Origin of the sequence: Hymenobacter cavernae (assembly GCF_014641455.1) — a bacterium.
In the GTDB taxonomy this organism is placed as follows: domain Bacteria; phylum Bacteroidota; class Bacteroidia; order Cytophagales; family Hymenobacteraceae; genus Hymenobacter; species Hymenobacter cavernae.
On sequence record NZ_BMHT01000002.1, the window covers coordinates 410,442 to 434,672 of the forward strand.

At 55.7% G+C, this 24,231-nt stretch carries 20 protein-coding genes; 3 read left to right on the top strand and 17 right to left on the bottom strand.

Going from position 1 to position 24,231, the window contains the following annotated elements; translation table 11 throughout:
* Positions 1 to 76: 76 nt before the first annotated feature.
* The 12 genes from IEX74_RS06195 to IEX74_RS06250 form a co-directional block, all read right to left on the bottom strand.
* Complete coding sequence (locus tag IEX74_RS06195; RefSeq protein WP_188812173.1) at positions 77 to 562, bottom strand: hypothetical protein; 486 nt, start codon at positions 560 to 562, stop codon at positions 77 to 79.
* A 49-nt stretch (positions 563 to 611) separates the two neighbouring features.
* Entirely contained in the window at positions 612 to 1,103 is a 492-nt protein-coding gene (locus tag IEX74_RS06200; RefSeq protein WP_188812175.1) for a DUF4385 domain-containing protein, read from the bottom strand.
* A 1,126-nt stretch (positions 1,104 to 2,229) separates the two neighbouring features.
* Positions 2,230 to 3,852 (bottom strand): Ig-like domain-containing domain, encoded by a 1,623-nt coding sequence (locus IEX74_RS06205; RefSeq protein ID WP_188812177.1) that lies wholly within the window; start codon positions 3,850 to 3,852, stop codon positions 2,230 to 2,232.
* A 228-nt stretch (positions 3,853 to 4,080) separates the two neighbouring features.
* Positions 4,081 to 4,983 (bottom strand): class I SAM-dependent methyltransferase, encoded by a 903-nt coding sequence (locus tag IEX74_RS06210; RefSeq protein WP_188812179.1) that lies wholly within the window; start codon positions 4,981 to 4,983, stop codon positions 4,081 to 4,083.
* Between the two features lie 97 nt (positions 4,984 to 5,080).
* Entirely contained in the window at positions 5,081 to 6,949 is a 1,869-nt protein-coding gene (mnmG, locus tag IEX74_RS06215) for a tRNA uridine-5-carboxymethylaminomethyl(34) synthesis enzyme MnmG (RefSeq protein WP_188812181.1), read from the bottom strand.
* 285 nt (positions 6,950 to 7,234) lie between these two features.
* Positions 7,235 to 7,960 (bottom strand): GNAT family N-acetyltransferase, encoded by a 726-nt coding sequence (locus tag IEX74_RS06220; RefSeq protein ID WP_188812183.1) that lies wholly within the window; start codon positions 7,958 to 7,960, stop codon positions 7,235 to 7,237.
* Between the two features lie 323 nt (positions 7,961 to 8,283).
* Positions 8,284 to 8,775 carry an rRNA maturation RNase YbeY gene (gene ybeY, locus IEX74_RS06225; protein WP_308421112.1) on the bottom strand — a complete coding sequence of 164 codons (492 nt, stop codon included), beginning with the start codon at positions 8,773 to 8,775 and terminating at the stop codon, positions 8,284 to 8,286.
* A complete protein-coding gene (locus IEX74_RS06230) occupies positions 8,772 to 9,242 on the bottom strand; it encodes an ATP-binding protein (RefSeq protein WP_188812185.1) in 471 nt (156 codons plus the stop codon). The genes ybeY and IEX74_RS06230 overlap by 4 nt, the downstream gene beginning before the upstream one ends.
* A 39-nt stretch (positions 9,243 to 9,281) precedes the next feature.
* The gene (locus IEX74_RS06235) at positions 9,282 to 12,797 is read right to left on the bottom strand and encodes a DUF4175 family protein (RefSeq protein WP_229755156.1); all 3,516 of its coding nucleotides are present in this window, start codon (positions 12,795 to 12,797) and stop codon (positions 9,282 to 9,284) included.
* Between the two features lie 242 nt (positions 12,798 to 13,039).
* Positions 13,040 to 13,801: an exodeoxyribonuclease III gene (locus IEX74_RS06240; RefSeq protein WP_188812189.1), complete on the bottom strand. Its 762-nt coding sequence runs from the start codon at positions 13,799 to 13,801 to the stop codon at positions 13,040 to 13,042.
* Positions 13,802 to 13,931: 130 nt separating this feature from the next.
* On the bottom strand, positions 13,932 to 14,294 hold the full coding sequence (locus IEX74_RS06245) for a hypothetical protein (RefSeq protein WP_188812191.1): 363 nt from the start codon (positions 14,292 to 14,294) through the stop codon (positions 13,932 to 13,934).
* A complete protein-coding gene (locus IEX74_RS06250; protein ID WP_188812193.1) occupies positions 14,291 to 14,668 on the bottom strand; it encodes a carboxymuconolactone decarboxylase family protein in 378 nt (125 codons plus the stop codon). Before IEX74_RS06250 ends, IEX74_RS06245 begins: the two co-directional genes overlap by 4 nt.
* A 189-nt stretch (positions 14,669 to 14,857) precedes the next feature.
* On the opposite strand from IEX74_RS06250, the gene IEX74_RS06255 reads away from it, so the two are divergent.
* On the top strand, positions 14,858 to 15,562 hold the full coding sequence (locus IEX74_RS06255; RefSeq protein ID WP_188812195.1) for a ComF family protein: 705 nt from the start codon (positions 14,858 to 14,860) through the stop codon (positions 15,560 to 15,562).
* A 186-nt stretch (positions 15,563 to 15,748) separates the two neighbouring features.
* Here IEX74_RS06255 and IEX74_RS06260 read toward each other — a convergent pair whose 3' ends face one another.
* Together IEX74_RS06260 and IEX74_RS06265 are read right to left on the bottom strand one after the other, a co-directional pair.
* Complete coding sequence (locus tag IEX74_RS06260) at positions 15,749 to 17,005, bottom strand: SUMF1/EgtB/PvdO family nonheme iron enzyme (RefSeq protein ID WP_188812203.1); 1,257 nt, start codon at positions 17,003 to 17,005, stop codon at positions 15,749 to 15,751.
* A gap of 67 nt (positions 17,006 to 17,072) precedes the next feature.
* Positions 17,073 to 18,146 (bottom strand): PorP/SprF family type IX secretion system membrane protein, encoded by a 1,074-nt coding sequence (locus IEX74_RS06265; protein ID WP_188812205.1) that lies wholly within the window; start codon positions 18,144 to 18,146, stop codon positions 17,073 to 17,075.
* 235 nt (positions 18,147 to 18,381) lie between these two features.
* Between IEX74_RS06265 and IEX74_RS06270 the strand changes: the two genes are divergently transcribed.
* Both IEX74_RS06270 and IEX74_RS06275 read left to right on the top strand, forming a co-directional pair.
* Positions 18,382 to 21,423: an AsmA family protein gene (locus IEX74_RS06270; protein WP_188812206.1), complete on the top strand. Its 3,042-nt coding sequence runs from the start codon at positions 18,382 to 18,384 to the stop codon at positions 21,421 to 21,423.
* Positions 21,424 to 21,508: 85 nt separating this feature from the next.
* Positions 21,509 to 22,336 (top strand): DUF4382 domain-containing protein, encoded by an 828-nt coding sequence (locus IEX74_RS06275; RefSeq protein WP_229755134.1) that lies wholly within the window; start codon positions 21,509 to 21,511, stop codon positions 22,334 to 22,336.
* Positions 22,337 to 22,401: 65 nt separating this feature from the next.
* Here IEX74_RS06275 and IEX74_RS06280 read toward each other — a convergent pair whose 3' ends face one another.
* From IEX74_RS06280 to IEX74_RS23150, 3 genes are all read right to left on the bottom strand, one after another.
* The gene (locus IEX74_RS06280; RefSeq protein WP_188812207.1) at positions 22,402 to 23,019 is read right to left on the bottom strand and encodes a thioredoxin family protein; all 618 of its coding nucleotides are present in this window, start codon (positions 23,017 to 23,019) and stop codon (positions 22,402 to 22,404) included.
* Positions 23,020 to 23,108: 89 nt separating this feature from the next.
* The gene (locus tag IEX74_RS06285; protein ID WP_188812208.1) at positions 23,109 to 23,609 is read right to left on the bottom strand and encodes a DinB family protein; all 501 of its coding nucleotides are present in this window, start codon (positions 23,607 to 23,609) and stop codon (positions 23,109 to 23,111) included.
* Positions 23,610 to 23,714: 105 nt separating this feature from the next.
* Positions 23,715 to 24,185: a DUF6970 domain-containing protein gene (locus tag IEX74_RS23150; protein WP_229755135.1), complete on the bottom strand. Its 471-nt coding sequence runs from the start codon at positions 24,183 to 24,185 to the stop codon at positions 23,715 to 23,717.
* Positions 24,186 to 24,231: the final 46 nt, after the last annotated feature.

Sequence of the window (24,231 nt, forward strand, 5' to 3'; positions counted from 1 at the left end):
CTCTAATACTACGGGTTATGAGTGAGTTATCCACTTATCCACACCCAAAAAGCTAGGTTTTGTGGATAACTCAGACCTAGCTTGGCCATTGGACTTCCAAGTCATCGTTGATGAACACACCGAAGTTGACGAACTGTAGCTCATCCTCATCAAAGTAAAGGTCAATCATTTCCTTTTCGTAGGAGAGGCGCACTTCGCCAGTATCCATCTTTTCTATCTCGCTGGTTTCGTGGCCGTGGCGGCGCATTAGGTCCTGAATTTCCTGCTGCGACTTGCCATGAATCTGCTCGCCGTAGAGACGCATATCGGGGTCGTCGGTTTCGATGCAGCTCAGGCGGTAGTCGTCTTCCCGGTCGAAGTACAGCGAGTAACCCTCGTCGAGGTAGTTCCAAGCCTGGTGCTCAAACTCGTCGTCTTCGTCCGATTCTTCGATTTCTTCCGGTTCGCCCATCAGGGCGCGAACCTCGTCCATGGAAGCACCAAACCGGAGCGGACCCATGCCGGTGCCTAGCACGATTTCGTTTTCTGCCGTACCGGCTGATTGGGGTTGGGGCGTTTGCATAGCGTTAGGCAAGTAGTGTTTTGGGAAGTTAAAGGTAGGTATTCGGCGGTCAGCGGCCGTACTGCGTCTCAAATAAGGCCCGCTGCTGCACGTACTCGGGGTGGTGCTGAGCGTCGTCCCATTTCTGCTTGAAGATGGCCGCAGCGGCTGCTTTCTCAGGGTCTTCGGGGGCGCGGGGCAGCTCGGCGCGGCCGTGGGCGCCGCTCTGGCCTTTCTTATCGGCGGGCACGGGGCCGTCGTATTTCTTGCCGCCGCGGTGGTTGGCGTAGCGCCGGGCCCTGGTGAAGCCCATTTGCAGGAACTTGCGTGCCATGTCGGCGCCCACAAAATCCTCGGCTTTCAGGTAAGCCAGAAACAGCTCATAGATGCGCTCCGATGATTCCTGGGCTACCTCGGGCGTGCGAAAGCGCCAGTGCGGCAGAATCTCCGACTTGTACGGCTCCACCAGCAGCACGCCCTGCTCGCCCTTGCCCACGCGGTACAGCTCCGGCTGCCGCCGAAAGTCGGTGGTGTGGAAATCTAGGTTGTAGTCGAAGGGCATAAACGCAGCGCAGCTGTTGCGTCTTATACGCCAAGTCAGGGTTCGATAGCTAGCTTCTCCATGGTTTTCCACATCTGCTTATGTGGAAAAGTGGATAACTTAGGCACTAACCAGCTACTGGTGAACCTGTTGAACATACTTGTGCCCGGTAAATCCTACGCCGGCTGCCGGGCAGGCTAGCTTTTCCACCTTTCACCGACCTAGGTACCTAGGTTCCGCTACTTGCCCACCGCCTACAACTTTCCGATTGCGGCACCCACACTTTATTCGCTTTACCTGCCTGGCTGAATTTCGGAAAACTGAAACCGGTTTCAGTTTTCCACACCGTTAATAACTTTTGAAAAAATATTTTTTAAATAAATCTTTTTAATCCCCTGTCGTTAGGGGTGTTAATAAGTGGATAACAAATAATTGTTATCCACAGCGGGGAAAACTTGTGTACAAGTTTGGATTTATACACCGTCTATCAACAGGGTGTGTGGATAATAAAACACTAAAAGCCAATACTTTGTATGATTTATTAACAATCCACATAGTTATCCACGAATCCACAATCCACAGTAAACAGCCGGTGTGGATTAGGTTCTTTTTCGTGTGAAGTTATCCACGCTTATCCACACTCAATTTCACCTGTGGTGTAATTGTGAACTACAAAAAAACTTATCCTCTTTTTCTCCACGAGTTATCCCCACGTTTCCCCATCATTATCCACACTTTATGTGGATTGGCTATTAGGCAGTGGAAAACTATGTGGAATACGTGTGGAAAGGACCCTGACAAATCGGAAACGAACCTTTCGCTGTGGATAAGCTAGGTGGGGAAGATGGTTGAACAAGGAACAGGAGCCTTGGAAGGCAAAACCCACCTCTTGCCATCCTGATGCAGGAAGGACCTACGGCCAGTTGAAGGAGTCATTGTTATGGCTGTCGTTCACGCGTGATAAGGTCCTTCCTGCGTCAGGATGACAACGTGAGGAAGCTAGCTTAGTCAGATTGTGGAGTAAGCGAACGTAGCCTCAGCGGAGCGGTAAATCGCTAGAACACAGCCATTAGAAACGACCTAGCCCCAGCGGGGCGACACCCAACCTAGGTGTTGCCCCGCTGGGGCTAGGTATAACCTAGGCTGACTAAAACTTCAGCTTGATGCCTTCCTGCTCCCAGTTGGCGCGCACGGGCGGAATAGTGGGGCCGAAGTACACGGGCTCAGCGGGCCGCTTCAGATTAGGGTCGCCAGAGCGCCAGGTGCCGTCGCCATCGGCATCGACGAGCACCCGCAGACGGTACGTGCCAGGAGCTAGGTTGTCGAAGCGGAACGTGCCTTTCGGATTGTTCAGCACCGCTACGGGTTGAAACTCGTTGTTGATAACCTGAAGCTGAAACTTCGGATACTTGGTGTCAATTGTGCCCGCCAGACTGCCGGTGCTAGACTGCTCCGTGATGCGCAGCCGGATAGGGCGCAGCCGCAGGGGCCGGTCCGTGACGGCCGTCAGCACGGTGCTATCGAGCTGCACAATGATCGTGTTTTTCGCTTTGGTATTCGGCGAAATCGTCAGCTGCGTGCGGTCGGGGCTGAGCACGGCATCGGCCGGAATGCGGAGCGGCCGCCGACGCACTGAGTCTTCTACCAGCGTCCCGAAAGGCTTATCAGCTATCAGCCGCACCGGATCAACGAACTGAATCCGGAGTTGGCCCTGGGCATTTATTTCTTTGGGGTTGCCTTCCACGGTGTAGGCCGCGCCGCGCCGGGGCGGCGGCGTGCCGGGAAACCGCACGTTCAGGGTGTCGCGGGAGGAGTTGCCGACACTGTCGGTGGCGGCCAGCACGTAGCGGCCTTCCGACAAGGCGCTGGTCTTGTAGAGTACCACGGTTTTGCCGCCTTCGGCTAGCTGCACGGCATCGTTCAGGCCGGCCGGAGCAGTGGTTGGCGAAGCCAAGGGAGCTAGGTTAGCTTGCGTCAGGCCTTCGTTGAACCCAACCCGAAACTGAACGGGTCCGGGCGTTTGGCTGGTTGCCAAAGGCCCACGCGCGTCGGGGCGCGTCATGATCAGGTGTACGGAGTCGAGCCCCGCCTGCACCGTAATCAGGTCGGGCAGGTAGGCAATTTTCTCGCCCTCGTTGTAGCGGTTATTCTGGTTTTTGTCGGCCAACGCAAACAACCTGTAGGAACCTTCCTTGAGGTAGCGAAACGCGTAGCGGCCCTGCTTGTCGGTGTGCGTGAGGTAATAAGGCCGTCCGCGGCGAATGTTGGCCGTGTCCTGCTCCGGATACAGCATCACGGCTACCTCGCCGGCGGGTTTGGCCATGAGCAGATCCGTTACCCGGCCGTTCACCTTACCCGAATCCAGCTCGGCACCCGTGCTGAACGCCACAATCGGATTGGCGACCACATTACTCTCCGTGATGTCGGTGATGGCGTTGCCGAAGTTGAACGAATACGTGGTATTCGGGGCGAGCGGCTTCTCGTAAGTCAGGGTAAGCGCCGTGCGTTCCTGGCGCATTTTGTAGCGGTTGGAATCGGAGATAACCGGGGCCACAACCAGGTTTTTCTGCAAATCCTTGAGCTGCACCGTCTCCGAAAATTCCAGCCGGATCGACCGGCTCGTCACGTTGCGGGCGCCGTTGGCCGGAATGCTGTTGGTCAGCTTTGGTGCCTCCTTATCACGCGGTCCGCCTTGGGGCGAGCTAATGGCGGCGCAACCACTCAGCAGGGCAACCCCGGAAAGAACAGACAGCAAACAACGAACAGACATGCAGTGGTAATCAGAACTAAGAGGTGATGACAGTAAGCAGAAGCTTAATCTAAACCAGACCGTCATGCTGAGCTGGTCGAAGCATCGCTACTGCAATGGTAATTAGAAGTTACTTTGGTGGTAGCGATGCTTCGACCAGCTCAGCATGACAGCCTGGCGATGAAGAAGTCGGTAGTAACGAATACGGCCGCCAAGTTAGCATAAGCTCCGCCAGACCTAGCCCCTCCCCTACCCCACCAGTCGGCGGCTCGCCACGTAAATCAGGCTCGAATAATTACCGTCGCGCCGGGCTGCTTGCAGGTTCGACTGGTAGCCGGTGCGCAGCACTGCCAACAGGCCCTCGCCCCGCTCGGCGCGGTTTTTCTCGCTGAGCATACTCACGTAGTAGGCGTCCAGCGGCATGGGCAGGGTTTGCTGCACCTGCATTTTGTGCTTTTTCAGCAGCTGGGTAAGGGTTTTCGGGCTGAAATGGTACAAATGACGCGGCACATCGTAGGCGGCCCAATCTTGGCGGTAGTGCTGCGCATCCGGGCTGTCAACATTGGGCACGGCGATGATGAGCGTACCCTCGGGCTTCAACAAGCCGATGAGCTGCCGCAGGGTATCGTTCAGATCATGAACGTGTTCGAGTACGTGCCAGAGCGTAATCGCCTCGAAGGAGCCAGCCTCAAAGGAACCTAGGTTGTCGGCTTCAATCGGTTTGCCGACGCGCTCCGTGGCTTCGGCGCGGGCGCGGGGGCTAGGTTCCAAGCCCTGCACCTGCCAGCCGTTGGCCTTGCAAGCAGCCAGAAAGTGGCCCGTGCCGCAGCCGTAATCAAGGATTTTGCCTTTGCGCGGCGCTACTTTATTGAGCAGCGCCACCTTACGGCGCATCGTGAAGAAGCGTGCTACTTTGTACGCCTGGTTGATCAGGCCCGCCGCCGCGCTGTTGTGCGACACGTACGCGTCCGACTCGTAGTAGCGCCCAATGCTGGCCGCATCCGGCCGCGGATTGGTAAATTGAAAGCTACACGCCGTGCACTGCACGATGGCAAAGCTTTCCTTGCTAACCGACTTATCTTCTACTACCAGCTTGTTGCGGAATTCAGTTTTTCCGCACACCGGGCACTTCTCCAGACGTTCGTAAGACACGCGTGTTCAATTATCAATGAACAATGAGCAATGAACAATGACCACGAGCCCGACAGAACAGCCATTGCTCATTGTTCATTGATAATTGCTCATTGATTTACTTCCCAAGGTACACCATCAGCACCGAAATATCGGCGGGAGACACGCCGCTGATGCGGGCCGCTTGGCCAATGGTTTCGGGCTGCACGCGCAAGAGCTTCTCGCGGGCTTCGTGCGACAGGGCCGGCATCTGCTTGTAGTCGAGGCGGCCTTGAATGACGAAGTTTTCCAACTCGGCTAAGCGCCCGGCTTGCTGGTGTTCCTTCTGAATATAACTTTCGTATTTGATGGTAATAACCGCCTGCTCCAGACTGTCGGGTAGATACGGAGCTAACTCTAAGGCCATGGTTGGCAAGGTGCGCGTGAGGTCGGCCAGCTCAATGTTGGGGCGGCGCAGCAGGTTCACGGCGCGGGTTTTCTCGCTGATCGTGGCCGAACCTAGCTCCGTCAGCATGCCGTTGATTTCGGCGGGTTCGATGGTTTTATTCTTGAGGTATTCCAGCACTTCGGCGGTTTCATTCTCCTTTTGGCGCACCAATTCCATGCGCTCTTCCGAAGCAAGACCTAGGGCATAACCCAGCGGCGTGAGGCGCAGGTCGGCGTTGTCCTGGCGCAGCAAAATGCGGTGCTCTGCGCGGCTCGTGAACATGCGGTAGGGCTCGTCGGTGCCTTTGTTCACCAAGTCGTCGATGAGTACGCCGATGTAGGCCTCGCTCCTCTTCAGGACGAAAGGCTCTTTGCCATGCACGCGGTTATGGGCATTGATGCCGGCCATCAGGCCCTGGCAAGCTGCTTCCTCGTAGCCCGTGGTGCCGTTGATCTGGCCGGCGAAGTACAGGTTCTTGATGCGCTTGGTTTCGAGCGTTAGGTTGAGCTGAGTCGGTGGGAAGAAGTCGTACTCGATGGCGTAGCCGGGGCGGAACATCTTCGCGTTTTCAAAGCCAGCAATTTTGCGCAAGGCGCGATACTGCACATCTTCGGGCAATGACGAGCTAAAGCCGTTCACGTACACTTCCACCGTGCTCCAGCCTTCCGGCTCCACGAAAATCTGGTGGCGGTCTTTGTCGGCGAAACGGTTGATTTTGTCTTCCACCGACGGGCAGTAGCGCGGACCTAGGCCCTTGATGCGGCCCTGGAACATTGGCGACTTCTCGAAGCCCTCCCGCAGGATTTCGTGTACCTCCGCGTTGGTGTAGGTGATGTAGCACGGCCGCTGCTTGGTGAGAGCGGGCGTGTTCAGGTAGCTGAACTTGCTGGGCACCTCGTCGCCGGGCTGCTCTTCCATTTTGGAGTAGTCCAACGAGCGGCCATCCACGCGGGGCGGCGTGCCAGTTTTCATGCGCCCCGCTTCAAAACCTAGCTCTTTCAGCTGCTCTGTAATGCCCGTGCTGCCGCGTTCAGCCGCCCGGCCACCACCGAAGTTTTTCTCCCCGATGTGGATCAGCCCGTTCAGGAACGTGCCATTCGTAAGCACAACGGATTTGCCGCGGAACTCGATACCGAGTTGAGTTTTCACGCCTACTACCGTGTCATTTTCGACTACCAAGCCCATTACGGCTTCCTGCCAGAAGTCTACATTCAGCGTTTGCTCCAGCGTGAGGCGCCATTCTTCAGCGAAGCGCATCCGGTCGCTCTGGGCACGCGGGCTCCACATGGCCGGCCCTTTCGAGCGGTTCAGCATGCGGAATTGAATCATGGTCTTGTCGGTCACGATGCCGCTCTGGCCACCCAGCGCGTCGACTTCGCGCAGGATCTGGCCTTTCGCCACGCCGCCCATGGCCGGGTTGCACGACATCTGCGCGATGGTGTTCATGTTCATCGTCACCAGCAGCACCTTGGAACCTAGGTTGGCGGCAGCCGCTGCGGCTTCGCAGCCCGCATGGCCGGCGCCTACTACAATGACATCGTATTCTTCTTGCTGAAACATGGCCGGGTAAGCAGTAGCGCGAAGCTCCAGCTTCGCGCATCGTTGAACTTCGCTAATAATGATTGTTGAAGATAAACACTATAAGTAGCTCTAGTCGTTCAACGGGGCGCGAAGCTGGAGCTTCGCGCTACACTCAGGTGGCTGTAAAACAGAAAACGCCCGCGTTTCGGCGAGCGTTTCGATTATCTATAAGCCGTAAAAGCCTGACGCAACACGTTCAAAACGTGCGCAAAGATAAGCACTCGGCGGCTCTTTTGCGCATAGCCGTGTGGCCTAGGTTTTCACTCAGACCAGGTCATCGGCATCCGGTGCTTCGTCGTGCCAGGCCGCCATCAGCTCCGCCGATTGCCGCTCAACTTCCGGCCACGAAAACGGCACCCAATAGCCGCTGATGCAGTCGAACACTTCCGTGGCCGGGCGGCAGGCAAACAGCTTATAGTCGAATTTGGAATAACCGTGCACCAGATAGCCGGGGTAGTAGTAGTGCATCTGCTGGCCAAGGGCATACTCGATTTTCAGCAGCATCAGGTACTTGCCCAGGCTATGGCGGCGGTAGCTTGGGTCGTAGAAGTTCATGATGCCGGCCAGACTGCGCAACCCACTATCGAAAATACCCACCGCAATAAGCTGCGCTCCATCCCGCACTTCGATAACGCTGGTGGTGAAGATCGAACGCTCCGCCCCGGCCAGTAAAAACGACTCGACTGTGGGCGGCGCTTCAAAGTTGGTGGAGAAGCGATAGCGCGCGTATAGTTCCTCGTATTCTGCGGTGAGCTGGAAAGGCCGGATGCTCACGGAAAATGGCTGATTCAGGCGAAGCAAGCGGCGCTGCTCGGCCCCAAACTGCACCTGCGGCAACACCAGGCGCAGCCAGTGAACCGTGAAAAAGCCGTCGTTGATGGGCAGAAACTGGCAGGTAAACAGATCCTGCTGCATGCGGTAATAGCCCTGACCTAGGTAGTAATCCAGGGCATCGCCCCTGAGTATTGGCGAAGGGGGAATAGCGGACATGAAAAAAGAAGAAATTTACGCGCAACAAGAACGCAGTTTTCTAAGCCAGACTAGCTAGGTTCCTTTCAAAGCTCAGGAGAAATTCTAGCACGGACGGGCAAATTAGTAGAACGCTGTAGCGCGAAGCTCCTGCTTCGCGTATCGATGAACGACTCGTGCCTAGGTCCGTTCCAACGATAATCGTTCAACGATACGCGAAGCGGGAGCTTCGCGCTACATACCACTTCAGAATACTTCAGTCGGGCTGCTACTGTGGCAATAACCTAGCACAAAAAACGCCCACCGGAAAGGCAGGCGTTTTGGAGTGTAATAACCTAGGTTGGCTAGAAGGCGCGCAACAACAGGCAGTCATCTTCTTTTTTGCGCATGGCCGTCTGGCTCAGCAAATCTTTATCGGCGTAGCCAAGCAGGTGCAGCACGCCGTGAATCATCACGCGGTGCAGCTCATCATGAAACGAGACACCGAGCTGCTGCGCATTTTCCCGTACCCGCTCCACACTGATAAAGATATCTCCCTCAATTACATCCGACGTATCGGCGTTGTCGAAGGTGATAACATCGGTGTAGGTATCGTGGTCGAGATACTCCACATTCACCCGGTGCAGGTATTCGTCGGAACAGAAAATATAGGTCAACTGCACGATTTCGTATTCGTGCACTTCTGCTACCCGTTCAATCCACGAGGTAAGCTCCTCGGCATCGGCTAGCTCAAAGTCCACGTCTTCCACGAGGAATTCGATGCCGTGCAGCTCGTGCGATTCTTCGGGCAGGCCGGTGTTCATTTCTCCTTCGGTACCGGGTGGATGCAGGTTCATGCGGTGGCGTGATCAGATGAGGTGGATGCTTCAGAAGTAGATTCCTCCGCTGACTCATCGGAGGGATGCGTGAGCAAGAACGTCAGCGAAACCTGACGGCCGTCGTTGTTGAACTCCACCTCATCGGCCAGGTGCCGAATCAGGAAGATGCCGCGACCACCGGGGTTTTCCAGGTTTTCGGGCGCCGTGGGGTCAATCAGGTTTGTATAATCAAAGCCCTCCCCTTCGTCCTCAACCTCAAAGCGCACCCGATCCTTGTCCACGTACAGCGACAAGTTCACATGCTTGTCTTTGTCGAACTTGTTGCCGTGGCGAATGGCATTGTTCACGGCCTCCGTCACGGCGACCATGATATTACCATAAATGTCATCTTCGATGTGAAAAGTATCCTTCGAGTTGTCGATGAAACTTTCAACTACACGGATGTTCTCGACAAGTGACGGAACCTGAATTTTAACCTGCTTCATAAAATTAGAGAGGGCGAGGGCGGTAAAAGTAGCAGAAGGCTATTTCATTTTCTGAAAATATTCGCTCACCTCCCGCTGGTAATACGGTGTGAGAGCCGGGGGCACTGTGCGAAGCAGCTCCGTTTGCCGCTCTTTCGCCTGCTTGTACTTATTAAAAGCAGGCGGAAAAACAGGGGGCAGGTTCTTGGCAGCCTGCGCTTCGCGCTTGTCATCCTGGTCCCGCTCGCGGGCCGATTTCTCGGCCTCCAGCAGGCGAGTCATGATCTGGCGTTGGCGCATAATGGTCTGCTCCGTCAGCCGCTTGTTTACGAGGTCGGTTTCGGTTTGTTCCATCATTTTTTTGATATCTCCTACGCCGCCCATTCCGTCTTGGCCCTGGCCATCTTTGTTCATCCCTTTTTGCTGGCCTTGTTTGCCTTGCTGCATCTTCTCAAGCTGGCTGAGCGCGTCGCGGAGCATCTGCTGCTGACCGGCCAGCTTGGCTAACTCCTCGCTCAGCGCCCGGCCCGTTTTGCCGCTTTGCTGCAACTGCTGAATCTGCTGGTTGAGTTGCTGCTGCATCTTACCCAGCTGCCCATCGCCAGCTGCGCTGCCTTTTTTCTTCTTCTTGCCCGACTTGCCGCCGCCCTGCTGCTGCGCCTGTTGGGCGTCGCGCTGGGCTTGCTGCATATCTTTCAGCGCGTCGTTGAGCATGAGGGCTAGGTTGTTCATGCTGGTCATGGCGAGCTGTTGATTGCTGGTTGCCAGCCGTAAGTTGCGCTGTTGAATCTGCGTCAAGGCGGCATCCATGTGGCCGTTCATAATGCCTACCTGACCAGTTACGAAGCTGCGAATTTGGAAGGCCTTCTTAGCTAACGCATAAAGAGAATCTTGGACCACGCGCGCGTCGTCCTTGAGCTTGCGCTGCGTCTGACCTAGCTGCACGAAGCGCGGATCGGTCTGATCAACCTGGCGAAACTGCTTCATCAGGCCTTCCTGGTCGAAGCTGAGCTTGAGGAGGTTTTCCAGGATGTCGCGCAGGTTGTCGATGTTCTGCTGCTGCTGGTCACTTTCCTCTTCTTCCTGCTGCTGGCGCATCTGCTGCGCCATTTTCTGCATTTGCTGAGCCGCGTTGCGCTGGCTCTGGCTAGCTTTCCGGTTCTGGTTTTTGGAAAGCTGCTCCTGGCTTTCCTGCATTTCCTGATCGACCTGCTCCTGTTGCTCCTTCATCTCGTCGGCGCCGTTTTCGCCGTCGAGCTGCTGGTCCATCTTCTTCAGGTCTTCCAACTCTTTTTTCACTTCCTCGAACTCCTGCTGCTTTTCGGCCTGCTGCTGCTTTAGCTCCTGCTGTTTTTGCTGCTGGTCGGCTTTCGAGTTGTTCTTCTGATCCTTATTCTCTTGGCTGCTCTTATCCTGGTTGCCTTTGTCGTTTTTGTCGGAAGGCATATCACCCTTGTCCGACTTGTTCTTGTCGTCGGCTTTGTCCTTGTTCTTATCCGCCGCCGACTTGTCATTTTTATCTGACTTGTTGTTTTTGTCGGTTTGCTCAGTTCTCTCAGCTAGCTTTTCCTGCTCCTTGGCTAGCTCTTCCAGCTTCTGAGTAGCAGCTTCCTGCTTCTGCTCGTATTGCAGTTGCTTGAACATTTCTAGTGCCCTATCTAGCTCTTTCTGCAAAGTATTTTCTTTGTTTTCGAGCTTTTGCAGAAGCTGCTGCATTTCCATCTGGTTGGCGTCCTTCTGGTTTTCAAGCAGCTTTTGCAGTTCCTCGTAGAGCTTCTTGGTCTCCGGGTCGAGCAACGATTCCATGAGCTTTTGCAGCTCCTGCGCCTTTTCGGCTAGCTCCTGGCTCTTGGGGTTGAGCTGGTCCTGCTGCTGATTCATTTGCTCAAACGCCTTCTTCATGTCGGCCAGCTGCTGCTCAAACTGCTGCTTTTCGTTGAGCATGTCTTGCAGCTGCTTGCGGTCCTGGAAGCTCAGGTCGCGCTTGGTCTTGAGCTTGTCTTCCGACTTCGCCAGCTCGCGCTCCAGCTGCTTCGACTGCTGCGCGGCGCGGCTCAACTGGTTCTGCACCGACTGCGATTGCGCATTCAGCTGCTTCTGCATATCGGCGCGGCTTGGCAAACGGAACTCCGCCGACCGGGTGCGGGCGCTCTTCGGGCCGTGCACTCCGTCGTTGTCCCACACTTCCACGAAGTATTCCAGCCGGGCACCCGGTTTCAGGTTCAACGACCGCAAGTCCCACTGGTAGGCATACGTCTGCGCCGACCCGCTTTGCAACGGCAGTGCCTTCGCTTTGTAGCCCGCATTAGGGTTTTGCGTGGAGGTAATGCGGTAATGCAGCTCCAGGCGCGAAAGGCCGTAATCATCACGCACTGAGCCACCTAGGGCTAGGTAGTTGCGCGAAGTGGTGTCGGCAAATGCCTCGACCGTCACCTCCGGCACCTGATCGGGAATGGCAGTGAGCTGGTATAAAATGGGGTCACGGTTAAGGCTAGCCGCGTTTTGCAGACGTACGGCGTATTCCTGGCTGCGCATCACGCGGCGGGTTGCCTGAAACTGGTCGTTGGCTTCCGTCGCCGTTACCGTTTCATCAGGGCTTTTAAAAAGCAGCTGTAGCTGATCGGTAGCGGCGGTGGCAAACTCCCAACGCACCGTGCTGCCTTCCGGCACCGTCAGGTTGCCGGTGTTGCGGATGGTTTCGGCGGGCTTCCCGATGTAGGCGGGGTACGTCACCTGCACGGCGAAGTCGCGCAGATTAGGCCGCTCGCGCACAGCTAGGTTATAGTCGTCGGAAGTGAAGCCCGCGGCCGATAGCTGGAACTCCGTATCGCGCTGCAACTGCTTGAATTCGTAGCTGTAGCGGTTGCCGCTTTCCTTGGTCAGGTGCCGCTCACGGCCACCATATAGAATGCTGATTTCGTTCGGCAAGGCGTCGCCCTGCACGGCTACTTCCAGCTTAAAATCTTCGCCGCGAAAGGCTTTCAGATCTTTATTCGCTACCACAAACCGGAACGGTGCCGGCGGCGAATATGCCCGGCGGTAGTTCAGAATGCGTTCGGTGCCCTGCACAAACAGCGCCGGGTACACCAGCAGCAGCAGGATAATGACGCCAGCCGGCACGGCCACGTACTTCCACAGCGGCTTGGTCTGATCTTTAATCTTGATTCCTTCGGCAAACTCCAGCCCTGTGAACTGGGCGGCGCGCTGCTCCAGGCTAGCCGCAATCAGGGCATTCTCGCGGGCTTGCCCTTGCAACTGCAGGGCATTCACCAGCTTATCCTGTACCTGCGGAAACAGCTCCCCTACCCTACGCGCCGCCTGCTCGTCCGTCAGTAAGCGCCGCAAGTTGGTAAGGGCTGCCAGCGGCTGCCAGATCCAGTGCACAAAGGCGTAGACAGCTAGCCCCAAGAAGCCAAACAGCAACCCGCCCCGCACCCAGGTGGGCAGGTACAGGAAGTACTCGAGCAGGTTGAAAACGACGAAAAGCGTGAGCAGCAAACCACCCGCTACCAGCGCGCCGCGCACCAGCAGGTTGAGGTAAAACTTGCGCTTGAAAGCATCCAGCTGACCGAGCACCTGTTGCAAGGCGGAGGATGCGGTAGTTGTCTGAGAAGTTGTAGCAGCCACGGGTTCTTTCTCCACCAACATGAAAACAGCCCGTTATCAGGCTACAGCAAGATACGGTTTATCTGAAAGGCGCGCCAAAGGTTTGTTTGGCTGCGTGTATAACTACGGCCCGGCGGGAAAAAGTGCCGAACGGTTGCGAAGGGAAATACTACTATCATCCTTCGCTCCGCTGCACTCAGGATGGCAGACGACTACAGCTCCACCCAGGCCGGGCAGTGGTCCGAGTGCACAGCGTCGGGCAACAAGCCGGCATCAGCAATCCTAGGTTTCAGGGCATCATCCACGAGCAGATGATCGAGCCGCCAGCCCACATTGCGCTTGCGGGCACCAGCACGGAAGGTCCACCAGGAGTAATGGCCGGTAGCCTCGCCGTGTTGGTGGCGGAACGAGTCGGTGAAGCCATCTTGCAGAAAATCAGCAAACCACCGGCGCTCCTCGGGCGTGAAGCCGGGACTGTTCTGGTTGGCTTTGGGGTTATGCAGGTCAATATCGGTCTGACAACAGTTGTAGTCGCCGCCAATGATCAAGGGCGGCACACTTGCTTTTAACTCCGCCACATAGTGCCGAAAAAAGTGCAGCCAAGCCACCTTGAACGACTGCCGCTCGGCGCTGCTCGTGCCCGAAGGCATGTACACGTTCAGGACAGAGCAGTCGTCAAAATCGAGGCGTAGCACGCGGCCTTCGCTGTCGTAGTCGGCCACCCCGCAGCCGATTGCTACCGCATTCGGCTTCTGCTTCGTGAAGGTTGCCACGCCGCTGTAGCCGGGTTTCTCAGCCGGGTGCAGGTAGGCATAGTAACCTAGGTTTTCAAAGCCGGAAACGTCCAGCGGCTCTCTCCCAGCCTTTATTTCCTGCAAGCAAAGCACGTCGGGGTCGGCTTGCTTCACCCAGTCCAGCAAACCCTTGCTGAGCGCCGAGCGCAAGCCGTTGACGTTGTAAGAAATGATTTTCAAAAGGGTATTGATAAGAAAGATGTAGGAACGCGCCACGGCGCGTTCTCGCCCGAATTGGCAGAGCTATTCCTCTGTACGTGAGCCAGATCGTGCAGACGAGAACGCGCCGTGGCGCGTTCCTGCCAATTATTCAATCGTTGTCAATCGTGTCGAAATACTCCAGAATATGCCACTTCAGCATGCGCTCCTGCTCCTTGAGGTTGGCGAAGGGCACCGGGCGCAGCAGCCTGTAATGCGGCCAGCCATCCTCATCGATGTGGTCAAGCTCGTAGTGGCCCGAGCTGCTAAAAAGGCGGCAAGTGGCAATGTGCATCAGGTCCTGCTTCTGCTCTTTCGTGAACGGCCCCGCGCCCTGACCTAGCTCCTGCACGCCAATAAGCAAAAGCAAGGCATTCAGATCCGGCTTTTTGCCGAAACGGGCGCGCATTTCATTCATAAGGCCCCACCAGCGTGCTTCAAACTCGGCTTCGGTTTCCTGCGGGTCTAAGCTCATGCTTCGTGCGAATGAGGAGCCGTGGGTGCAACGGCTTCTGCCTTCAGCTCTTCCCAATACTCCACGGCGCGGCGGAAATGCGGAATCACGATGCTGCCGCCGATGAGGTTGGCAATGGCAAACACCTCGTAAATCTCTTCGTCTGTGAGGCGCTCCTCGTGACACTTGCCCAGGTGATACTTGATGCAGTCGTCGCAGCGCAGCACCATGGAGCAGGCCAGACCTAGCATTTCCTTCGTCTTGATGTCGAGGGCGCCGGCCTGGTAGGCGTTGGTGTCGAGGTTGAAAAAGCGCTTAATGACCTTATTATCAGCTGCCATGATCTTCTCGTTCATGCGGGCGCGGTAATCGTTGAATTCGGTAACTAGGCTCATCCGGCGAAATGGTGAGTGGTGAAAGGGTGAGTTTTAAGCAGCAAAGCTTGGCTAGATAATGGCTTTGCGAATACAAAGGTTTACAAAGTATCGATAATAAGAACCTAGCCTACCTAGGTCATTCCGAGCAAAGCGAGAAATCTGATGGAATGGCCTCTGGATAATGGCTGCTATAACTCACTATTTCATATGCTATTTCGCACGGCGCTATCCGATTTCTTTGGTCTGATCTTTCCGCAAGTATGCCTGGCCTGCGCGGAGCCGCTCGCCCGCGGCGAAGACCACATATGCACCATGTGCCGCGCCCAGTTGCCCTACACCGACTACCACAAGCTGCCGGCCAGTGAAAATCCGCTGGCTCGCCGCTTCTGGGGCAAGGTGCCGTTGCGCCATTCGCTGAGCTACTTGCGCTTTCTGCGCCGGGGCCGGGTACAACACTTGCTGCACCAGCTCAAGTACAAAGGCCAGCGTGATATTGGGCTGGTGCTGGGTCGCTGGTACGGCGCCGAACTCACCGACCAAGGCCTGGCTACCGACTTCGACCTGATCGTGCCCGTGCCGCTGCACCCGCGCAAGCTGGCCAAGCGAGGCTACAACCAGTCCGATACGTTTGCCGAAGGGCTAGCCCTAGGTTTAGCGCTACCCTGGAGCGCTACAGCGCTACGTCGCACCGAGCACACCGATTCGCAAACGCGCAAAAACCGTACAGAGCGCTGGAAAAACGTGGCCGAAGTGTTTGAAGTAGCCGAGCCAGCCGCCGTTACCGGCAAACGCATCTTGGTAGTAGATGATGTGCTGACAACGGGTGCTACGCTCGAGGCCTGCGCCGCGGTCTTGCTAGCCACTGGCGCCGCCGAGCTAAGCATCGCCACCATTGCCTGCGCTGAGCAGTAGTCTGAACTAAGAATTCGACGTATTAATCGGATTACACGGATTCTGTGGACGATTCGCTTCGGTGCTCTTCCTAATTCTGATTAAGCTTACAACAAAAAAGCCTTCCCACTGCTGGGAAGGCTTTTTTGTTGATCGGAACCTAGGTTATTAATCGTCCACAAAATCCGCGTAATCTGTGGTTCAGACTTACTTGTTTGAGCCAGCGTTGATCATCGCGCAGCGGAAACCGATGGTAGCCGTAGCTGAGTCTTCGGCCATGAAGCGGCGCGTACCAGGCGAGAGCCAATACGCTACGTCGCGCCACGAACCCCCTTTGTACACCCGTACGTGGTCGTCGATGAGCGACTGGTAGCCTTTCTTGTCATATTTCTCGGCAGGGTCAAGGAAGCCGTTACGACGGAAGGGGTTCAGGTCTTCCACATCTTCGAACGACAGCGGACGGTAGATGTCCTGCACCCATTCGTTCACGTTGCCGGCCATGTTGTACAGGCCGTAGTCGTTTGGAGGATAGTTGTAGATGTACTCGGTGATCATAGCACCGTCGTTCAGCGAACCAGCAATACCGGCGTAGTCACCACGGCCGCGCTTGAAGTTAGCCAGGAACTGGCCCATCTTCTGACCATAAGGATTCCGCACCTGGCGACCATCCCAAGGATAAATGCGCTTGTTCTCTTGGTTCTCGTTGCCAGTTTCCTGCGTACCAATGAGGGCTTGCGCAGCGTATTCCCATTCTGCCTCGGTGGGCAGACGGTAGTTCGGCAGCGTGTTGCCGTTCTCAATCGAAATCTTTGGTTTGCCCGAGTCGTCGGTGCCTTCAGCAGCATCGCCGCCGTCGCCACCTTTCTTCTTTTTCTTGAAGAGGCCACCGCCACCGCTGCTTCCGCCATCATCCGCGTTGCCAGCCAGGGTTTCGTTCACCTTGCTCGTACGCCAGGTGCAATAGTCGTTGGCCTGGAGCCAGCTTACGCCCACTACCGGGAAGTAGCGGAAGCCGGGGTAACGCAGGTAATAGTCAACATAGGGGTCGTTGAAGGACAACTCGCGCGCCCAAACCGTGGTATCAGGCAAGGCCGACTGGTAGAATTCCTCCGAAGAGTCTTTGCGCACAAAGTGCAGGTATTCGAGCCAGTGGATGTTGGCAACTTCGGCTTCGTCCATGTAGAACGAGGCGATGGTTACGGTCCGCTCTATGTTGTCGTGGGTCATGGCCACGTCTTCTTCCGCGGAGCCGAGTACAGTGCGACCACCTTCAATAAACACGAGGCCAGGACCTTCGGGGATGCCTTGATAATCAGCAACCTTCATCCCTTCCTCGGTATTATATTCCATGCCCGTAGTGGAGCTATACTTACCGGGCTTGGTGGCTGTCGGCGGACCGCCTTTGCAAGAAGCCAACGCACAGGCTCCTACAACAGCATAACGCAGGTACTTGGAGAAATTCATGATCGAGTTGAAACTACCTGAGAGAAAAGGTTTTATATAAGGCAATTGAGTGCAATATTACAACAAACTAAAAGGCCGGACAAGGAGCAGCGGGGTAATTCCGCCGTTTCAGCCGGCGCCATGCGGCTTCTAACTTATCGAAGTTGCGCACGGCTAAGGAAATCTCATGAGCCCCGCCGTAATCGGCACTGAACTGGCTCAGGCTGACGTCATAGCTATAACCGAGCCGAAATGCTCCGAAGCTCACTCCTGCTATGGTAGTTAGCACTTTTTGGGGGTGATCGGTGCCCGGCAAAGGCAAACCGCGGTACACAATTCCGAGCGTTAAGGGGGTTACGGTACCGTATAATCCTACTTCTGCCCGCTGCGAACCGCCTTGTTTGGCGTAATTCACAACCGGAGAAAGGCTGATTTCGCGATACTCTTGCTTAACGGTCGATTTCAAAAAATAATATTTGTAGCCCGCATTAATATTCAGGCGAACAGGCAATTGGGTCTGGGTAGCGAAGCCTAGGTCCGGCTGGTTGAGATGGTGGCCCGCCACGCCAAGCCAGAATTGCTCGGAGTACAGCAGCACCCCCGTACCTACGGTAAAGTAGCTGGTAGGTTTGTAATCAAAAGCCTCCGACGATTGGTTCAAAACGAGGCCATCATCGGAAAGCTGGTCGCCAAAAACCAGATTGCCGTAGCTGATGCGCTGGTTGCCGTAGCTCAGGTTGATGCCGCCGCTCAGGCTCAGACCTTCGGTGAGGCGGGTGTGATACGCGTACACGCCGCCGGCCTGGAAACGTGTGTAGCCGATGCTGCCGGTACGGTCGTAGTCGATGAGCAGACCAACGGCACTTTTTTGGGTCGGAAAGCGGTAATCGGCGGCGAGCTGGCTGGTTTGGAAGGAGCCGGCTAGCGTCGGAAATTGATTGCGGTAGTTGAACGTAACGCCGTAATCATCGAGCAGACCCGCAAAAGCGGGGTTGGTGTGCAGGCGCGAGGCGAAAGGCTGGGCAAAGTACAGATCCTGCGCCTGGGCGGTAGTCGTGATGCAAAAGCCAGCGCTTAGTCCTAACACCAGCGTAGTTGCAGCGACTTGCCGTTTGGGTAGCTGCCGCCGCTGCGTTAGAAATTTGAGTTGGTATCCGCGCATAACCTGACCTTCTAACGCGTTAGTCAGGCAGTTTCGTACGTAGTGCCGGACAAATGCCGGAACTAAAGTGCTTATTTCCATTGGTTGAATTACAGCAGTCGAGTTCGGAACGTTTTATGATGGAAGCGCAGACTTTAGCTTGCGCCCTCAACCGGCTGTATCGTACGGAACCCTTCCTTCGACTATAGCGCAAGTTCCAACCTAGGTACGCTCGCGCTACATACTCTACTTTCTTATGCGTAAATTTTTTGTTGGCCTGATCATTTTCCTGGTCTTGTTGGTGGCGGCACTGGCTTTGGCGCCCGTGCTGTTCAAGGATAAAATTACCGCGGCAGTTAACAAACAGATTGCCGAGCGTGTGAATGCCAAGGTGGAATACAACCCGGACAACATCGACGTGAGCTTGCTGCGCGATTTTCCCAATCTAGCTTTGAGCGTGAAGAAGTTGCGCATCATCGGCAAAGATTCTTTCGCCCGCGACACCCTGGCTTACCTGCCCGCTTTTCGCCTGGGCATGGATTTGATGAGCGTAGTAAGCGGCGACCAGATCAAGATCAAGTCGATTCAGCTGGATGAGCCGGATATCAGCATTAAGGTGCTGAAAAGCGGCCGCGCTAACTGGGATATTTTCCTGTCCGACTCCACGATGGCGGAGCAAGGCAAAGACACGACGAAGAACAACATGAGCCTGGCTGTTAAGGGCTGGGAAATCACGAACGGCAAGTTGCGGTACGAGGATCTGAGCATTCCGTTTGCGATGCGTGCCCTGAACGTGAACCATACCGGCTCCGGCGACTTCGAGCAGGATGTGTTCGACATGACCTCAAAAACCACCGCCGACAGCTTCACGATGAACTACGCCGGCGTGGATTACCTCTCCAAGACCAAGCTCGATGCGGATGTGACTATGTCGATGGACCTAGCCAAGATGCTGTTCACTTTCAAGAACAACAACGTACGCCTTAATGACTTCCCGGCTAGCTTCACCGGCACCATTGCCATGCCGGGCAAAGCCATGGACTTCGACTTGAAGTTTAAAGCGCTGGAAACCGACTTTAAAAACATCCTGAGCCTGGTGCCGGGCGTGTTCACGGAGAAGTTCAAGAACATCGAGACGAGCGGCAAGATGGCGTTTGATGGCTACTTCAAAGGCACGATGGATGATGTGCGCATGCCCGGCTACGGCGTGAACTTGCAGGTGAAGAACGGCATGTTCAAATACCCTGATCTGCCGGAAGCTGCCCGTAACATCAACGTGGATATGATGGTGGATAATCCTTCGGGCTTTACCAACAATGTGAAAGTCAATGTGAAACAGTTCCACCTGGACCTAGGTAAGAACCCGATTGACGGCAACGTCGCCGTGGATGGTTTGGAGCCGATGAACGTGAATGGCCGCGTAAAAGCCAACGTGGACCTAGCCGAAATGATGAAGGTGTATCCGGTGCAGGACCTGCTCTTGCGCGGCTTGCTGTTCGTGGATGCTACAGCCAAGGGTACCTACTCGAAGACGCAAATGCCGGTCGTGAATGCGGCCATGCGCCTGACCAACGGCTACGTGAAGAGCAAGCAGTTCCCGGCCCCGATTGAAAATCTGACGCTGAACGGCACCGTCGTAAACACGACCGGCCAGGTGAACGACACGCGTATCGACATTCCGCAGTTCCGGATGTTGCTGGATGGGGAGCCGCTGGAAGGCCGGGTGGCTGCCCAGAACATCGACAAGCCGGTATTCGACGCTGATGTGAAAGGTGTCGTTGATTTAACCAAAATCACCAAAATATTCCCACTGGAAGGTATGACGGTGACGGGACGTTTGAGCGGCAACGTAGCCGCCAAAGGCAAGATGGCTGATATCGAAGCGGGTCGTTACCAGAGCGTAGTAGCTTCAGGCACAGTGAATGCGCAAAACGTGACCTACAAGAGTACCGATCTGCCGCAGGGCATGAAGGTGACCAAAGCCACGGCGACTTTCAACAACGACAAGATTGTGCTGCAAAACATGACCGGCTTTGTGGGCTCGTCGGACATTGCGGCGTCGGGCACCATCAGCAACTACATGGGCTACCTGTTCACGCCTGGCCAGCCGTTGCGCGGCAACCTGACGGTGAACAGCAACCGCTTTAACGTGAACGAATGGATGGTGGATGAGGTGTCGGCTAAGCCGACAACGACGGCCACGGGCAAAGCGCCCGCCAAGGCGGAAGGCGTGTTGGAGATTCCGAAGTACTTCGACCTGACGCTGAACAGCAACGTGAACCAGGTGGTGTACGACAACCTGAACCTGAGCAACGTGAAAGGGGTGGTGACTGTGCGCGACCAAACCGCTACGATGAACAACCTGACCTTCAATACCCTAGGTGGTGCCTTTGCCACCAACGGCAGCTACAGCAGCAAAGATCTGGCGCACCCGAAGTTCAACTTTGGCCTCAACATCAAGGACCTGAACTTCCAGAACGCTTTCCAGGCGTTTAACTCCGTCAAGACACTGGTGCCGATGGCCGGCTTGGTGCAGGGTGTCTTCTCCACCAACTTCAATGTGAGCGGCGAGATGGGCCCGGATATGATGCCGAACTACAACACGCTCAACGGCAAAGGCTTGTTTGAAGTAGTGAAAGCCGCCGTGGGCAACTCTGAAGTGCTGAACAAAATCAGCAGCCTGACGCAGTTTCAGGAGCTGAAGAACTTTGCCGTAGCCAACAAGGACATATCGGCGGAAATCGTGAACGGCAACTTCATCGTGAAGCCGTTCGACCTCACCATAGGGCAGATCAAAATGACCGTGGGTGGTTCCAACTCGATAGCCGGGGCTTTGGCTTACGTAACGGCCCTGAACGTGCCCACTGGCAAGCTAGGTAACCAGCTCAACAGCAAGGTGTCGCAGCTCGCGGGTGTGTCGAACCTACAAGGCACAGACCGCGTGACCCTAGGTCTGAACATCGGCGGTACGGTGACGAACCCGCAGGTGAAGCTTACGACCAGCAGCGTGAAAGATCAGGCGAAAACCTTGGTGAGCAACGTGGTGCAGGCTAAAGTGGACGATGCCAAGCTGAAGCTGCAAGCCCGCGCCCAGGTAGCGCAGGATAGTATGCAGCGCGAGCTAGCCCGCAAGCAGCAGGAGTTGCAAGCCAAGGCTCAGGCAGAGGTGGAAAAGAAGCGCCTGGAGCTGCAAGCCAAAGCCAAGGATAAACTCAACGGCCTGCTCTTCGGCAAGCCCAAAACGAAAGCAGCCTCTACAAACACGACGCCCGCTGATAGTACGAAATCGGGACAATAGGAATCATAATTGCTAACAAGAGCGCGGACCTAGCTACTGAAAGCTAGGTCCGCGTTTTCATTATATTCTATACCTCTCCCACTTCATGAAATCAATGCGCTTACTTCTGCCCTGCCTGACCGCCGCTATAGCCACCTTGGCAGGTTGCGGTAAAGACAACGACTCGGCCTCGAACATGGCCAAAATGGAAGTTCGCCTCACCGACGCGCCCGGCGACTACAAAGCCGTGACCTTGGACGTGCAGCAAGTGGAAATCAACGTGAAAGGCGATGCCGTAGACCCGCAAGGCTGGCAGACGCTCACCTTGCTGAAGCCCGGCGCCTACGATGTAATGTCGTACACCAACGGCAACTCGGCCCTGCTCACCAGCGCCGACTTCCCGGCGGGCCGCATTTCTCAGATCCGGCTGATCCTAGGTCCTAACAACTCTGTGACGACCAAAGACGGACAAATCTATGACCTCAAGACGCCCAGCGGCCAGACCGCCGGCGTGAAGCTGAAAGTAGATGCCGACCTCACGAAAAACGTAACGTATGCGCTGGTGCTCGACTTCGACGTGGCAAAGTCTATTGTGGAGCGCGGCAACTGGAAGCCCGGCAACGACAAAAAGGAGCGTTTCCTGCTTAAGCCAGTTATTCGCACCGTGGCCAACGCTGTGGCGGGTGGTATCAAAGGGACGGTAACCCCTGCGGAGGCTAGGCCGACGATCTTGGCTATTCGTACTTCCGTGGCACCCAACGACACGGTGAGCACCACTTCCGATGCTGCGGGTGGTTTCCTGATGAGTGGCTTGCCCGCTGGTGCTTACCGCGTTGAGTTCAAGACGATAGCACCCTACAAGAACGCAGTAGCTACGCCGATTACTGTAGCTAATGATCAGATTTCGGATATGGGCAAGGTGAATCTGAACTAGAGTAGAAGCAGGTCATAAAAAAGCCCAGCCAGAATTCTGGTTGGGCTTTTTTATGACCTCAGAACCTAGCTTAGGGCTTGAACCAGCTGCAACAGCTCCTGTTGCGTCGATTGGGTTTTGTCTTTGGCGTACCAGCCATGCACTTGCGTCACGAACTCGTCGTGCGACAGGCCTTCGGCTTTCAGCCGCATGAACATCTCCTGCGCGGCCGCCGGGCGCGGCCCCCAGTTGGTGACTTCCGTAAGCGCATCAGCGTTCAACACGACGAGCTTTGGGATGGAGCGGCCGCCGTTGGTGAGGTAACGGTCCATCAGACCTAGGTTCTCGTCGCGGAGCAGGTAGCGCGTTTCGATCTTGCCGCCCGAGGCTTGCGCCACGGCTTCCAGTACGGGCACAATCTGGGCGGCATCGCCGCACCAGCCTTCCGTAATGACGGCCCACACGTAGCGGTTTTGCAGGCTGGCTACGGCTTCGCGCAGCTCGGGCAGAAGCTGCACCGTTTTGTCGATGCGGCTCATGCGCTGCACGTTCAGGCGCGTGTATTTGGTAAGCTCCTCCGACTGGGTGGGGCCGGTGGTGCGGTCTTGTTCGAGCGCTTCATCAATGAGTTGACGGTAAGCGGCATATGAATAACCGGTGGCTAGTTGCTCAGCGGTCAGGACGGGCGCGGTTGTAGTTGGCATAGATAAACGTTAGAAACAGAGCTATAACAAAAAAAAGCCTTCTTGGATCGTACCAGGAAGGCTTTTCTGCTGAAAAATATTCAGTAGACCTACAGGCTCATGTGGTCTTTGCCCTGCGCATCCATTTCGCGGCAGTAGGTGATAAAGTCGGTATTGATGGGCGTTAGGCCCGCTTCGCGCATTTTTATGGCTACCTGACCACGGTGATAGTTGGCGTGTACGGGCATGTGGGTGAAGATGTCGGACACCACGCTCGTGAAAGCATCGCCGGCGGAGTTGGTGTACGAAATGGTGCGGTTCAGCTCCGCTTCATCAGCGGCGCGCACGATGCCGACCCACTTTGCCGACGTTTGCTCGTGCATGCGGTGCAACTCTTCCAGCGGGTGCTCCTGCCACACTTTCACGGGGCTGGGTGTGTTGGTGAGGCGGCCAACCCAGATGAACTGGGCATTGAGAACGTGGCTGAACAGGCGCAGAATGGGTGCCGGAATTGGCTGCCCCGTTTCGGCTACGGTTTTGTCCAGATGACGCAGCAGCGTCTCATTAGCCCATACGTTGTAAATGGCGAGCTTCTCGTTGGTGTTAACCATGAGGTGAAATGGTGAGGTAGTGAAATAGTGAATTTGCTGTTCTGGCTGCGCAATTTGCACAAGTAGAACGTCAAATCACTATTTCACCATCTCACCATTTCACTATTACCTAGGATCTTGCCAGACCAGCATTTCATTGGTGCGTTCTTTTGTGAAATCGGGGCAGTTGCCGTCGCCTTTACCGGTCAGGCCGCCATCGGGGTGGCACAGCAAGCGGCCGCGACTATCGTAAAGGTTAGTAAACTGGTCGCAGCACGGACCGGTCTCATAATACACGACTTGGTTGCGGTAGCGGTAGCGAAAAATCTGCGTCGGCGGATTCGATTTTTCCTCGGCTTGCAGCTTCTGGATTTTGGCTTGCAGCCACGGCGGGCGCGCCGTTGTATCGAACGTAGCCACTGCCGCATCGGGCACCGGAATATTGGTAGCGGTGCTGGTTGGGGCCGGCGTCAGACTTGAGGAAGGATTCGTCGTGCCGGTATTTGGTGGGTCGTTGGGGGTTTGCACGGCTAACTTATGCTGACAGGCTGTGGTGAGCAGCAAGGCCGCAGCGGCAACGAATGTAGAAAGCTTCATTTTGCGAGATTTGGAGTAGAACGAAGGATGTAGAACTCAGCGTGTA

Bases quoted from the DNA above. Each gene is read 5' to 3' on its own strand.
- IEX74_RS06195 (WP_188812173.1), bottom strand. From the start codon at position 562: ATGCAAACGCCCCAACCCCAATCAGCCGGTACGGCAGAAAACGAAATC.
- IEX74_RS06200 (WP_188812175.1), bottom strand. From the start codon at position 1,103: ATGCCCTTCGACTACAACCTAGATTTCCACACCACCGACTTTCGGCGG.
- IEX74_RS06205 (WP_188812177.1), bottom strand. From the start codon at position 3,852: ATGTCTGTTCGTTGTTTGCTGTCTGTTCTTTCCGGGGTTGCCCTGCTG.
- mnmG (WP_188812181.1), bottom strand. From the start codon at position 6,949: ATGTTTCAGCAAGAAGAATACGATGTCATTGTAGTAGGCGCCGGCCAT.
- IEX74_RS06220 (WP_188812183.1), bottom strand. From the start codon at position 7,960: ATGTCCGCTATTCCCCCTTCGCCAATACTCAGGGGCGATGCCCTGGAT.
- ybeY (WP_308421112.1), bottom strand. From the start codon at position 8,775: ATGAACCTGCATCCACCCGGTACCGAAGGAGAAATGAACACCGGCCTG.
- IEX74_RS06230 (WP_188812185.1), bottom strand. From the start codon at position 9,242: ATGAAGCAGGTTAAAATTCAGGTTCCGTCACTTGTCGAGAACATCCGT.
- IEX74_RS06245 (WP_188812191.1), bottom strand. From the start codon at position 14,294: ATGAGCTTAGACCCGCAGGAAACCGAAGCCGAGTTTGAAGCACGCTGG.
- IEX74_RS06250 (WP_188812193.1), bottom strand. From the start codon at position 14,668: ATGAGCCTAGTTACCGAATTCAACGATTACCGCGCCCGCATGAACGAG.
- IEX74_RS06255 (WP_188812195.1), top strand. From the start codon at position 14,858: ATGCTATTTCGCACGGCGCTATCCGATTTCTTTGGTCTGATCTTTCCG.
- IEX74_RS06260 (WP_188812203.1), bottom strand. From the start codon at position 17,005: ATGAATTTCTCCAAGTACCTGCGTTATGCTGTTGTAGGAGCCTGTGCG.
- IEX74_RS06265 (WP_188812205.1), bottom strand. From the start codon at position 18,146: ATGCGCGGATACCAACTCAAATTTCTAACGCAGCGGCGGCAGCTACCC.
- IEX74_RS06270 (WP_188812206.1), top strand. From the start codon at position 18,382: ATGCGTAAATTTTTTGTTGGCCTGATCATTTTCCTGGTCTTGTTGGTG.
- IEX74_RS06275 (WP_229755134.1), top strand. From the start codon at position 21,509: ATGAAATCAATGCGCTTACTTCTGCCCTGCCTGACCGCCGCTATAGCC.
- IEX74_RS06280 (WP_188812207.1), bottom strand. From the start codon at position 23,019: ATGCCAACTACAACCGCGCCCGTCCTGACCGCTGAGCAACTAGCCACC.
- IEX74_RS06285 (WP_188812208.1), bottom strand. From the start codon at position 23,609: ATGGTTAACACCAACGAGAAGCTCGCCATTTACAACGTATGGGCTAAT.
- IEX74_RS23150 (WP_229755135.1), bottom strand. From the start codon at position 24,185: ATGAAGCTTTCTACATTCGTTGCCGCTGCGGCCTTGCTGCTCACCACA.